The 12464-nt window shown below is 51.1% G+C and carries 16 protein-coding genes; 4 read left to right on the top strand and 12 right to left on the bottom strand.

What is annotated here, in order from left to right; genetic code table 11:
- Positions 1-2: 2 nt before the first annotated feature.
- Entirely contained in the window at positions 3-659 is a 657-nt protein-coding gene (locus ACTHUR_RS02310; protein ID WP_004519936.1) for a cytochrome b/b6 domain-containing protein, read from the top strand.
- 90 nt (positions 660-749) lie between these two features.
- Here the strand turns inward: ACTHUR_RS02310 and ACTHUR_RS02315 are convergent, their stop codons facing one another.
- From ACTHUR_RS02315 to ACTHUR_RS02350, 8 genes are all read right to left on the bottom strand, one after another.
- Entirely contained in the window at positions 750-1838 is a 1089-nt protein-coding gene (locus ACTHUR_RS02315; protein ID WP_004519935.1) for a methyltransferase, read from the bottom strand.
- Between the two features lie 36 nt (positions 1839-1874).
- Complete coding sequence (locus tag ACTHUR_RS02320; RefSeq protein ID WP_070625637.1) at positions 1875-3578, bottom strand: AMP-binding protein; 1704 nt, start codon at positions 3576-3578, stop codon at positions 1875-1877.
- A gap of 15 nt (positions 3579-3593) precedes the next feature.
- Positions 3594-4349, bottom strand: a complete 756-nt coding sequence (locus ACTHUR_RS02325) for a hypothetical protein (RefSeq protein WP_440361122.1) — start codon at positions 4347-4349, stop codon at positions 3594-3596.
- 39 nt (positions 4350-4388) lie between these two features.
- Complete coding sequence (locus tag ACTHUR_RS02330) at positions 4389-4928, bottom strand: membrane protein (RefSeq protein WP_049344236.1); 540 nt, start codon at positions 4926-4928, stop codon at positions 4389-4391.
- 72 nt (positions 4929-5000) lie between these two features.
- Complete coding sequence (locus tag ACTHUR_RS02335) at positions 5001-5249, bottom strand: acyl carrier protein (protein WP_049344238.1); 249 nt, start codon at positions 5247-5249, stop codon at positions 5001-5003.
- A gap of 12 nt (positions 5250-5261) precedes the next feature.
- Complete coding sequence (locus ACTHUR_RS02340) at positions 5262-5522, bottom strand: phosphopantetheine-binding protein (RefSeq protein ID WP_003680822.1); 261 nt, start codon at positions 5520-5522, stop codon at positions 5262-5264.
- Entirely contained in the window at positions 5519-6277 is a 759-nt protein-coding gene (locus tag ACTHUR_RS02345; protein WP_070695649.1) for a lysophospholipid acyltransferase family protein, read from the bottom strand. Before ACTHUR_RS02345 ends, ACTHUR_RS02340 begins: the two co-directional genes overlap by 4 nt.
- Entirely contained in the window at positions 6274-7035 is a 762-nt protein-coding gene (locus tag ACTHUR_RS02350; RefSeq protein WP_070695648.1) for a beta-ketoacyl synthase chain length factor, read from the bottom strand. The genes ACTHUR_RS02345 and ACTHUR_RS02350 overlap by 4 nt, the downstream gene beginning before the upstream one ends.
- Positions 7036-7145: 110 nt before the next feature.
- On the opposite strand from ACTHUR_RS02350, the gene ACTHUR_RS02355 reads away from it, so the two are divergent.
- From ACTHUR_RS02355 to ACTHUR_RS02365, 3 genes are all read left to right on the top strand, one after another.
- Positions 7146-7634, top strand: a complete 489-nt coding sequence (locus tag ACTHUR_RS02355; RefSeq protein ID WP_141754823.1) for an ApeP family dehydratase — start codon at positions 7146-7148, stop codon at positions 7632-7634.
- A gap of 65 nt (positions 7635-7699) precedes the next feature.
- Positions 7700-8428, top strand: coding sequence for a 3-oxoacyl-ACP reductase FabG (fabG, locus tag ACTHUR_RS02360; protein WP_070695646.1), 729 nt, complete (start codon positions 7700-7702; stop codon positions 8426-8428).
- On the top strand, positions 8422-9657 hold the full coding sequence (locus ACTHUR_RS02365) for a beta-ketoacyl-ACP synthase (RefSeq protein ID WP_440361121.1): 1236 nt from the start codon (positions 8422-8424) through the stop codon (positions 9655-9657). Before fabG ends, ACTHUR_RS02365 begins: the two co-directional genes overlap by 7 nt.
- 94 nt (positions 9658-9751) lie before the next feature.
- Here ACTHUR_RS02365 and ACTHUR_RS02370 read toward each other — a convergent pair whose 3' ends face one another.
- The 4 genes from ACTHUR_RS02370 to ACTHUR_RS02385 all read right to left on the bottom strand — a co-directional run bounded on the left by ACTHUR_RS02370 (position 9752) and on the right by ACTHUR_RS02385 (position 12415).
- A complete protein-coding gene (locus ACTHUR_RS02370; RefSeq protein ID WP_070695644.1) occupies positions 9752-10276 on the bottom strand; it encodes an RDD family protein in 525 nt (174 codons plus the stop codon).
- Between the two features lie 91 nt (positions 10277-10367).
- Positions 10368-10787 carry a hypothetical protein gene (locus ACTHUR_RS02375; RefSeq protein WP_070695643.1) on the bottom strand — a complete coding sequence of 140 codons (420 nt, stop codon included), beginning with the start codon at positions 10785-10787 and terminating at the stop codon, positions 10368-10370.
- Positions 10788-10934: 147 nt separating this feature from the next.
- Entirely contained in the window at positions 10935-11936 is a 1002-nt protein-coding gene (gene holA, locus ACTHUR_RS02380) for a DNA polymerase III subunit delta (RefSeq protein ID WP_070695642.1), read from the bottom strand.
- On the bottom strand, positions 11936-12415 hold the full coding sequence (locus ACTHUR_RS02385) for an LPS-assembly lipoprotein LptE (RefSeq protein WP_070695641.1): 480 nt from the start codon (positions 12413-12415) through the stop codon (positions 11936-11938). The genes holA and ACTHUR_RS02385 overlap by 1 nt, the downstream gene beginning before the upstream one ends.
- Between the last annotated feature and the right edge of the window lie 49 nt (positions 12416-12464).

The raw sequence follows: 12464 nt of genomic DNA on the forward strand, positions 1-12464 counted from the left end.
TAATGAAGCAAAAAATAAAAGTTTGGGACGCACCTACGCGCCTGTTCCATTGGCTCTTGGTGTTATTGATGGGATTCATGTGGTACAGCGCCACCCGAGGCGGCGATATGCTGGTATGGCACTTGCGCGGCGGCTTGTTGATGCTGGCTTTGGTGGTTTTCCGCTTGTGCTGGGGGATATGGGGCAGCGATACGGCAAGATTCAGCCGTTTTGTGCGTCCTTTTTCCGAAATCCGCCGCTATACGCAAGGTCAAATGTCTGAAGACGAATTGGTCGGCCACAATCCTTTGGGCGCGCTGATGGTCATCGCTTTATTGGCCGCCTTGGTTTTTCAGACGGCCACAGGCTTATTTGCCGCCGATGAAAATACGTTTACCAATTCCGGCTTTTTAAATCATTTGGTCAGCGAACACGCCGGTACGCTGGCGCGAAAAATCCATGTCAATTTCTTTAATGTTTTAGCTGTTTTGGCGGGTGTACATATCGCGGCTGTTTTGCTGTATCGCTTTGTGAAAAAACAGGATTTGATTACGCCGATGATGAGTGGCTTTAAAACTATTGATGCCCAACAGCCTAAATTGGCAGGAATGGGACAACTGCTTGCCGCTTTGTCGGTAGCGATTGTGTTAGTGTGTGCAATATGGATGTTGCGCGGCTGATGTTTTAAAACGGATACCAAAAACAAACCGACCCCGATAGCCGAAATGGCTGTTGGGGTCGGTCTCTTTTTAGGGTTTAAAAGATGATGTTCAGACGGCCTTAACGCAGCGCAAGATGCTGTGGCCGCGGCCGATGCCGTCTGAAATTTCCGCTACTTTCAATCCGGCTTTTTCAACGCAACGGATCAGGTCTTCAGAATGGAAGATTTTGCTGTTGCCGTTGGCCATGGCAGTGAAATACAGGCTGGTCATGGTCAGGCAGTAGGCAGCGGTTTCGTAGCGTTGTCTGTCCCAGAAAGGCTCCATGATGTAGAGGCTGGTGTTTTCGCTCATAGATGCAGCGGCGCGTTGAAGAATGCTGGTGGCTTGTTCTTCGGTGAAACAGTCTAGGAATTGGCTCATCCAGATCGCGTCAAAACCGGTTGGGAACGGAATCTCAGGATCAAGCAGGTTGGCCGGATGGGCGTGGATACGGTCCGCGCCGTTTTTGCCTTTAGTCGCCTCGCGCATCAAGCCGATTTGTTGCGGCAGATCCATGATGGTTACTTCGACTTTGGCATTGTGGTTGACGCATTGTTCCGCCCAGCGGCCGGTATTGCCGCCGACATCGAGCAGTTTTTTAACCGGTTTGGCGAACACGGTGTTCAGTGCTTCGGCGAAGGAGTTGTCGGAATAATAATGGTCGAATGCAAACCATTTTTCCTGCGCGACGCTTGGCAATGAAGACAAGCCTTCGTAAATGGTCGGCCAGTCGCCGAATACTTTCAGGCCTTCGGGCTTGCCGGTTTGCAGGGTTTTTTCCAAATCAAACATGCCTAGGTAGCAGATTTCCTGCGTGAAATCCATGTTGACGCGGGCCATTTTGTCTTTGAGGACAAACCAACCGGCCTTGCTGATGAAATAGCGGTTGTCGCGAGTCAAGACAGTGCCGATAGACAGCGAAGCTTCCAGCAGGACTTGTGCCGCGTAGTTGCTGATTTTCGCTTTTTCAGCAATTTCGGCTTGAGTGAGGCCGTCTGGATGGTCGTTCAGCAGGTCCAGAATGCCAAATTTCACCATCAGGCGGGAAACTTGGAACACAATCGGTGCAAAAGCGATTTCTTGAGCCAGACGTTGAGCCTCGCCTGCAGACTGGTGTTCGTGGGAATAGCGTTGTTCTAGGGCAGGGAAGAGTTGCATATTGTTGGTTTTCCACTAAAAAGTTAATAAGTATATTCAGACGGCCTCAAACACAATCCGTCCTGATGCACACGGATACTCTCCGTTGTTGATTTTAAAGCTCAGTTTGTTTTTACCTTCATCGTATTTTAGCTCTACCGACACTTTATCGTGAGGACGGATAAACTGCTGATATTTTAGATTTTCGATGCGGATGACGCGCTGTTTACTCCATGGCTGGGGCGCGATCAGGTTGCGCACCCATTGCAGCTCGACCACGCCTGGAACCAGCGGGAAGGTGGCAAAATGGCCGCCGAAATAAACCAAATCCAAAGGCACGCGCCCGATAAAAGTTTCGGTATTGGTTTCATCGTCAGATGATGTTTTCGACCAAACGGGCGAAGTTTGGGCAACGGTAAAGGCCGTCTGAAAATCCACCGCAGCGATTTTGGCTTGGGCATTGCGCGGCAGGCTGTCGGTAAAACGCCAGTAACGCGGCAGGGCAATGGTGTCCTGTGTGGAGGCAAGATGGCGTTTGAGCGTATCGGCAACCGCAGCACGGCCTTTCTCGCGTAAGGCGGCGATACCGTCTGCATTTAATGCCGCCCATATGGCAATGCGTTGGTGTTGCGGATGGCGGCCGCAGTGGGCGTCGGCAATCCAAGGGTGTTGTAAAAGTTCGTGTTCGATTTGAGTCAGCGACACGCGTTTGTCCTCGAATTTAATAATGCGGTCTTGACGACCGAGTAACAGGAAACCGTCATCTTGCGGCTCGATCAAATCGGCGGTTTGGCGGGGTTCGGGCGACCAAGGCGAAGAAGCCCATAGTGCGCCTTCTTCGTTTTGCCCGATTTCCACGCCTTCGAAAGGCTGCCATTCTTGGCGTTCGCAACGTGAGGCAATCACACCGGTTTCGGTACTGCCATAAACTTCAAACGGGCGGACGGCAGCCTGTTGCAGCAAATCCGCCGTGGCTGCGGGCAACGCACCGCCGGCCGAGACAATGCCTGTAATTTTATGGCCGATACTCTGCCAGTTGCGGTTTTTGCCCAAGCGGTTGAGCACGGCCGGACTGGCAATCCAAACCACTTTATCGTGTGCGGCCGTGCTGGAAAGCAGGTTTTCCGGATAAACCGCCTGCTGTCGCTCCATAGTCCAACCCATTATCAGTGCGAGTGCGAAGCGGAACGTGAAGCCGTAAAGATGTTGCGGAATCACGCTGCCGATCACGGTTTCACTGTGTTGTCCAAATGGCAGCGTATTTGCCAAAGTCAGAGCTTCTGCCTGCATTTGCGCGGCGGTTTTCACAATAATCTGCGCTTCGCCGCTGGAGCCCGATGTTTTCAGCCATGCTTCGGCATGGTCGGGAATCAGATAGTTTTCAGGATAGGTGCTCAGTCCTTCCGATTCTGTTTGAGTCAATACATCAGGCAAGTGCCAGACGTTCAGGCCGTCTGAAGACAGCTTTTTATCTGTTGAATCTGTTAAAAACGCCTCTGCCGTTTTCCCCCACTCCAAATTGTCTTGCGCCAAATTGGGCAGCAATAAAACCTTTCCGCCAGAATGCCACACTGCCAACACGGCACAGGCAAACAGCGCGGCATCGTCAAACCACAACGCGGCAGTTTGCACGCCTGCCTGTTTCAGACGGCCTGACAGATGAAAAACCGCACGGTTGAAATCAGCACGCGTCCAATTCGGATGGGCGGCGATAAGGTCGTGTTGGGGTAGGTCGGGGGATAGGATTCGGATTAGGTGCATGATGGTTCTAAGGTTTTATAATTTTGATGTATTTGCCTTGGTATCTTCTTTGAATTGGGCCAAGCATTCATCGTATTGTTTGTTTGTCGTTTGGCGTATCAATTCGTAATCATTTGCCTGCCACTCTTCCAATGAATGGCTTTCACTTCGTTTGAAACAATGGAGTAAGTGATCGGTTTTGCCGCTTTGTCCGTCTAAAAAAAGGCTGACTTCATTGTTCAGAAAGAATCGGTCTCGTTTATTGAATTTTTCATAAACCAAATAGAAACGACCCGGTTGGACAAATAGTTTTTTATTGGCACTATTGCCTTTAAATGACCATTTTGCCGCCCAATCGCGAACTTTTGGGGAGAATTGTTCAAAAACGGGATTCGCAAAATTCGGTTTAATAGGCTTCCCGCTTAAACTGTGTTTGTCCAGCAGGTCAGGACCTTCATATCCAATATGATTGCTGTTGCGGGCAAGAATAAGTAATGCAAAAGTTGCTGTAAATACGGCTGTTTGTGCAGCTCTTGCTTTTACCGTATTGGATTTCCGAATAATCATCAAATTCATGCTGCTGGTTGTAGTATCGTCAGAATAACGATTGTGTATTCGGTCAATGACGGTCAGGTTTCCCGAGCGCGTTTTGATGGTGTGGCTGGCAACTTCCGTATAATTTTTCTTGTATTCGGCTTCTGCCTTTTCTTCTGGGGATAAAGGCGTTTTAGATGTCGAAGAACATGCGGTAGATGTGAAGGAAATCAGGGTAAGTAGGATGATTTTTTTCATTATGGTTATTCGTCTAATTGATAAAATATTTTTAATGGATTAAACCTTCAAAACCAATTTCCGATAAAGCCACTCTCCGGCAAATAAGATTCCCATTAACACATAAGACACGATGCCCGTATAAGCCGCCCACCAGTCGTAATATTGCAAGCCAGCCAAAATGGCGGCGGTTGCGCCGTTGAAAATGAAGAAGGCGCACCAGATTTGCGTAACGCGCCGAGTGTGGCGCACGCCTTCGGGGGAAAGGTCGGGATGTTGCAGTCGGGCGAGACGTTCAATGACGGTTTGTTTGGCAAACAGGCTGCCGCCGAAAACGGCAAGCATCAGCGCGTTGACGGCAACGGGATACCAATACATCGAGTCAGGCCGTCTGAAAACCAGTACCGCCGCAAAAAAAGCAGCAAGGATAATCGCTGTAATGCGTTGGGCTGTGGTTTGCGGCATGGCGGCGCGTATCAGCCATAACACACACATAGCCGCTGCAAGCCAGAAAAATGAGCCGTTTTCCCTGCCGTAATACCATAGGAGCGGATACGCGAGACTGGCAAGGGTCAGTAGGAGTTTTCCTAGTATTTTCATGGTTGTGATTGATTTTCAGACGGCCTTGCGGATTGACAAGGCCGTCTGAAAATATGCTGATTCAAAGCGGAATCAGGAATCTTGTTGTACTTTTAAGACCGCTTGAACCACGTCTTCTACGGTGCGCACGTTGCGGAAGTCTTCGGCTTGCAGTTTGCGGCCGGTTTCGCGTTTGATGTGGTCGATAAGGTCGATGGCGTCGATGCTGTCGATTTCCAAATCTTCGTAGAGGTTGGTTTCGGGTTTGATGCGTTCCGGTTCGATTTCAAACAGGTTAACTAGTGCATCGGTCAGCAGGGCGCGTACTTCTTGTTCGGTCATCTTCTCTCTCCCTTATGCTTGGCGGCTCTTGACGAACTCGGCCAGTGTTTTGACGTTGGCGAAGTTTTCGCGCAGGTTGTCGTTTTCTCCGTCGAGCTGGAAGCCGAAGGTTTTTTGTACGGCCAAACCAAGTTCCAATGCATCAACCGAATCCAGACCCAGGCCGTCGTCGCCGAAAAGCGGATCTTCGCTGCCGATGTCGGCAACGGTAATATCTTCCAGACCTAAGCTGTCGATGATTAATTGTTTGATTTGGTTTTCTAAATTGCTCATGTGGTTTTCCTTGTAAAATAGTCTTGCAGGTATTCGTTTAAACGTCGTGCGGCGATGGGCAGGGGTTTTTCTGCCAGCCATTCTTCAGGCAGGATATCGTCGCCGACGGTAATTTCATAATGAATTTTTTGTGGCGGGATTTTGTACCACGGCTGCCCCTTTTTAAAATTGGGCGGCGTCATCTTGATGCACACGGGCGTGATGACTGATGCGCTGCGCAAACCGAGCGATACGGCGCCGCGGTGCATTTTAACCTGTCCGTCCCAACCTGTGCGCGTGCCTTCGGGGAAAATCAGCAGACTTTGCCCGCTTTTGAACACGGCATCGATTTCTTCCAGCATTTCCATGCTTTCATCGTTGGGGATGTAGCCGGAAGCGATAATCTGGCTTTTCATGCTGGGGTTGTGCAACAGGTCTTTTTTAACCAGTACGTTCGGCTCGGAATAATGGCTGATCAGCAAGACGACATCCAAAAGCGAGGGATGGTTGGCAAGAATGAGCTGACCGGGTTTGCCGAGTTTTTCCAAGCCGTTGAAACGGACGCTCAATACGCCCGACCATTGCAGGTAGCCGACGAAGAAACGCCAAACTTTGCCTATCATGCGTCTTGCTTCAAGTTGGCGTTTGATGTCGCCTTTGGTCGATTTTAGCGTATAGGGCAAAAGTGCGATTTTGAACAATACGCCTGCAACGCCGAAGAGGATGAAGCCGAAGAGTGTAGCAAAAAAGCGACGGAAATAGTCTAAAGTCTTCATGCGTTTTTCTGCCAGTGCCAGTTTCTACCGATATAGTGTTGAGTATGTTGTCGGCCGTCTGAAAGCAGGAAGCGTATCCACTCCAAGCTGCTCCAATAGGGCTCGACTGTTGTATCGTTAGGATTTTCAGACGGCCTTGCGGCTGTGGTTTCCAAGCTTAAGGTATAGTCTTCGCCTTTGGTAATGACCAGTGCCAATGCATAGGCAAACGGTGCACGTGTAGCCAAGACGGGATAGTCTTCGGATAACGGATCATCGGCGACAATTACTAAAACAGACGGTGCACCGTCTTGCAAAAGCGCGAATGCCTCGGTCAACGCGGTTTCAAAGGAGTCGGCGGCAACGGCCAACGCGGTATGTTCGCTCATGTCTTTGCGCAACATCGACCATTGCCCAATCGTTGCGTTGTGGACGGACAGGCCGAATGAGGTCGGGGATACGGTATGCGTGTTCAAAAGCTCTTGCCATAATTCAAAGCTGCGGTTGCTTTCGCCGTCGTGCGAAACGTAAACCGGTACGCTTTCGGGATATTGGTCAGCCAGATTCCATGCGGCATCACAAACCAAGCGTGCCGCTTTACCCAAGCGGCGGCGTTGCATAGGCGGCAAAAAGGAGAGCGCGGGTTTGCACTCCGGCAGGGAGGTGGTATCGAGTTTTCCCTGCGCCCAGTCCTGCCATTGCTCCGGCGTACTGATTTTGCTGGAGGAGGCCTGCCATGCGGCGATATTGAAGCTGAAACGGCAAACGTTTTGAGGCATGATGTCTTTCAATGTTTTACATTTTCATACATTGTAATGAAATGAGTTAGTAAAAGCTAGGCTCTGTTATAATGCATATTGTAACGTAATTTATTCCCGGATGACATTTTATGCCTTCAATACCGAGTGCCCCGATTTATGATGTGGCTTCGCTGCTTCCGCACAGCGGACATATGGTGCTTATCGACTGTGTGAAAGAATTTGGCGATGACTATACGGTTTGCCGTGCGCCGGTTGGCGATAAGCATATTTTGCTGCAGGACGGCGTGTTGCCGTCTATGGCTTATATGGAATTGATGGCGCAGGGCATAGGCGCGTTTGCAGGCATTGAGGCTTTAAAGGCCGGAGAGCCTGTCCGTTTGGGTTTTTTATTGGGAACGCGTAAGCTGGATTTGTTTGCCGATTCAGTGCCTGTCGGTATTGAGTTGGAAGTCAGGGCGCATGTGTCCATTCAGGATTTGGGCGGCATGGGCGTATTTGATTGCGAGTTGCGCTGGACGGATGCGCCGGAAGATGTGAAGCATCTGTTGCCGCCGGACGGTTTGCTGGCAAAAGCCTCTTTAAATGTGTACAGTCCGAAAGACGGTCAAATCATTTAAACCGTTTACAAGGCCGTCTGAAAAGACAAAGATTCAGACGGCCTGTCGATATAGTGAGAAAACGTATGAGTGAAACTATTTTAATTACAGGGTCTAATCGCGGTATCGGCAAAGCCGTCGCACTTGGTTTGGCGCAGGACGGCTTTGATATTGTCGTCCACTGCCGCAGCCGCCGCGATGAAGCGGAAGCTGTCGCGGAAGAAATCCGTGCATTGGGTAGAAATGCGCGCGTGTTGCAGTTTGACGTATCTGACCGTGAAGCCTGCCGTGAAATTTTGATTGCCGACATTGAGGTAAACGGCACATATTACGGCGTGGTGTTGAATGCCGGCCTGACGCGCGACAATGCGTTTCCTGCGTTTACTGATGATGATTGGGACTTGGTGCTGCGTACCAATTTGGACGGTTTTTATAATGTGTTGCACCCTTTGACCATGCCGATGATCCGCCGCCGCAAAGCAGGACGGATTGTGTGCATGGCATCGGTGTCCGGTTTGACGGGCAACCGCGGTCAGGTCAATTACAGCGCGTCCAAAGCGGGCCTAATCGGCGCAGCAAAAGCCTTGGCAGTTGAGTTGGCAAAACGCAAAATTACCGTCAACTGTGTGGCGCCGGGTCTTATCGATACCGATATTATCGATGAGAACGTGCCTGTCGAAGAAATCTTAAAGGCCATCCCTGCCGCGCGTATGGGATTGCCCGAGGAAGTGGCGCATGCGGTGCGCTTTTTGATGGATGAAAAAGCGGCGTACATTACGCGCCAAGTGATTGCTGTGAACGGAGGTTTGTGTTGAATACCAGAAGAGTCGTAGTAACAGGTATCGGCGGTATTACCGCCTTCGGCCGTGATTGGCAAAGTATTCAGACGGCCTTTAAAGCCGAAAAAAACGCGGTCAAATACATGGACTGGAGTGGACGCTTTCCTGAATTGGAAGCGCAACTGGGTGCGCCGATTGAAGGCTATTCTCCTCCCGAACACTGGACGCGCAAGCAGCTTAGAAGCATGGGTCGCGTATCGCATTTGTGTGTTGATGCAGCGGAACAAGCCTTGACGGATGCAGGCTTGCTGGGTGATGAAAGCATTACAGACGGCCGTATGGGCGTAGCGTGCGGTTCGTCTGTCGGCAGCACCAAGGACATCGGCGATATGGGCGAACTTTTGATAACAGGCACATCGCGCAATTTCAACGCCAATACTTATGTGCGTATGATGCCGCATACGACTGCCGCCAATATCGGTATTTTCTTCGGCTTGAAAGGCCGCATTATCCCGACCTCGAGCGCGTGTTCTTCGGGTAGCCAAGGCATTGGTTATGCTTACGAAGCGATTAAATACGGCCTGATTGATATGATGCTGGCCGGCGGCGGCGAAGAATTTTGTCCGTCTGAAGTTTATGTTTTCGATTCACTTTATGCCGCCAGCCGCCGCAACGGCGAACCTGAGCTGACGCCGCGCCCTTACGACAACGCTCGAGACGGCTTGGTCATCGGCGAAGGCGCAGGCATTTTCGTATTGGAAGAATTGGAACACGCCCGTGCGCGCGGTGCAAAAATCTATGCCGAGCTTGTCGGCTATGGTGCCAACAGCGACGGCAGCCACGTTACCCAGCCGCAAAAAGAAACCATGCAAAAATGTATGGAGCTTGCGCTGAAAGACGCCGGTATTACGCCTGATATAGTCGGCTATGTCAGCGGCCACGGTACGGCGACCGAAAAAGGCGATATTGCCGAAACATTGGCTACTGGGGCGGTGTTTGGTTTTGTGCCTATGAGTTCGCAAAAAAGCTATCTCGGCCATACACTCGGCGCGTGCGGCGCGTTGGAAGCCTGGTTTACCATCGAAATGATGAACAGCGGCTGGTTTGCGCCGACTGTTAATTTGGAAAACATCGATCCGCGTTGCGGCAAGGTGGATTACATCCAAACTGGCGGACGCGAGATTCAAACCAATTATGTGGTCAGCAATAACTTTGCTTTTGGCGGCGTCAATACTTCGCTGGTGTTCAAACGTTGGCAAGAATAATCATCGCTTGATGTTATGATTAAAGGCCGTCTGAAACGTATCTTGAGTTTCAGACGGCCTTTATTTCATTTAGAGCTTGAGCCGCTTTTGGATTTTATTCATTTGTTTTCTTCTGACTCAAATCCACCAGCCTTGTTCCGGCCAAGAAGTCGTAGAGGAACTGGCGGTCGGGATGGAACAGGGCGAAGCCCCATGGCAGGATGAGCCAAATGAGCGCGGCACCGAATGCGCCTTTAGGCGGGATATTGAGCAGATGGCGCAATCCGGCGTAGGCAAATAGAGGAATGAAAACAATAAAAATGCTAGCCCAAATAAAGCGCAGGCGCAGTTGTGGTAGGGGCGGTTGGGTATCGTTTTTATCGGCTAAACCGATCTTCCATGTCTGCATGGCGAGGGTTTGGCCTTTTTTGTCCCAGTTGGCGCGGAAGTAGAGCCACCATGCGTAGAACAGAATCAGACAGGTTGTCAGCATGGACAGGCGCGTGGAAATTGGATTGAGAAAGATGGCGACAATACCGGCTGCAAGGGCGGCAATGCTGGTCACGGCGCCGGTCAGTAGAAGTTCGTAAACCAGTGCGGCGAGGCGGCGTTTGAGTGGGGCGGTAGGAAGACGGGTCATAATGCGATGGAAACGGAAATGGGTTTGATGGAAATAAAAACAGGCCGTCTGAAACGGGATAGGATGTTCAGACGGCCTGTTACTGTCAGGATTAACGATGTGGACGTTTTTGACCGCGTGCCTGTTGGGCAGCCATTTGGTTCATTTCCTGACGGGTCGGACGTTTTTTGAAGATGGCGTGCGCTTCGTCAACGGAACATTTTTGTGACAGGCAAACCAAGGTAATTGCGTCTTTTTGATGTTGGCCGCCGCTGTGGTACATACGGCGCAGGTTGGCTTCGTTGATACGGCCTTTTTCCGGATCGATGTCGAATTTTTTCAGGCGCTCGAGGAATTGGCGTTGCTGACGGCGTGAAGTCCAAACGAAACCGCCTGCGGCAGCGGCTACGATGATGGCGGCCAACAGGATGGCGAGCGGCCATGAGTCGACGATCAGAACGATGATGAGGCTTAATACGGCAGTGGTCAGCAGGGCCAGACCGCCGATGCGAAGTTTGGTTTTATTATCCATATGGTTGGTGTTTCCTTGTTTTTTGCTGGAAGAGGCCGTCTGAAATGCGAGGTTCAGACGGCCTGAATTTGAGTTTACGCTATTTTACAGTATTTTCTGTTTTTGGGGCGTATTGCGTGCAAGTTTCTTGACGCGTGGAAACGGTTTTTAGGCGGCCAGCGAAGTAACGAGTTGTTTGAACTCGGTCCATGCATCGCCTTCTTCCGCGCCTTTGATGATGCGGTCGATTTTGGCGCAGGTTTTGAGCGCGTCGAGCAGGCGGTTGATGGAAATGCGTTTGGCCGCCATCGGTGCAAGGGTCTGCTTGTCGCCCCATAAACGCAGGCTGTTGCGCAGGCTTTGGATGTTTTGTCCCTGCTTGAGTGCGGCAGTCAGGCGGATTAGGGTGCGGATGTCTTCGGAAACCGCCCACAACAGCAAAACCGGCTCTTCGCCTTCTTCTTCCAAACCGTCCAGCAAACGGGAAACGCGCAGGGCATCGCCTTTCATCCATGCGCCCGCCAGTTGGAATACGTCGAAGCGGGCGACGGTGGCAACCGCGGCCTCTGCGTCGGCAATATTGATCAAATGGCCTTGAGGATGGAGCAGGGCGAGTTTTTCGATTTCCTGACGGGCGGCCAAAAGATTGCCTTCGACGCGCTCGGCAAAAAGGGCGAGTGCTTCAGGTTCGATATCCAAACCCTGCTGTTTCAGACGGCCCTGTATCCATTGCGGCAAAGCATGTGGCGCAACGGCTTTGGCTTCTAAGACGATGCCTTTGCCTGCCAATGCGGAAAACCATTTGGACTGTATTTGCGCTTTTTCAAGCTTGGGCAGGAGGATAAGCGTAACCGTATCTTCGGGCAGGCGTTCGGCGAAGGTTTGCAGGGCATCGCCTCCGTTTTTGCCGGGTTTGCCGTTGGGAATGTGGATTTCCAGTAGTTTCAAATCTGCAAACAAACCTGCGCTGCCGGCACTTTGCAACAGCTCGTTCCAGTCAAAATTGTTTTCGGCGGTATAGACTTCGCGGTTGAGATAACCTTGTTTTTTTGCGGCTGCGCGCAGCGTATCCAAAGCCTCGATGCGCAACAAATCCTCTTCGCCGTGAATAATGTACAACGGTTTGAGCGGCGTATCGGGGCGCAGGCTCTCAATGGGCGCGGCAGCCATTATTGCGCCTTCAGAAAAGTCAGGCGGCGGACGATTTGATCTGCGGCGTCAATGCGCATTTCAGACCAAATGGTTTCTTCCTCTTCCTGTTTACCCAAAACTTCGCTGTCGGCGTAGTCCATGGTGCGGTGAACCTTAATTTCCAGCGGTTCGCCAACCGGCTCGCCGTTGCGGAAGGCTTGGGCTTTGACGGTCATGGCCAGCAGGTATTCGTTGATTGCGGCGGCGCGGGTGATGGTGTAGATATCGCGGCGTTTTTGAAAGTCGACAACGCGCAGGGTGATTTGTGATTCGGCTTCGCTAACCGGATGACCGTCGGCACGGCGTAAGGCATTTTCCAGCGCTTTTTGCATGACGGCTCCGCCTTCTACATGCCAGTTTTGATAAGGCAGCGGCTGAGAAGTCACGCCTGTGCCTTTCAGGTGGAAACCGCAAGAGGCAAGCAATAGGGCGAGTGCAGGCAATAGGATTTTTTTCATTGGATATTCCTTCGTTGAAACCGGTTACGGTATCGTCGGATTATAACGA

The organism is Neisseria sp. P0021.S007 (genome assembly GCF_051956855.1).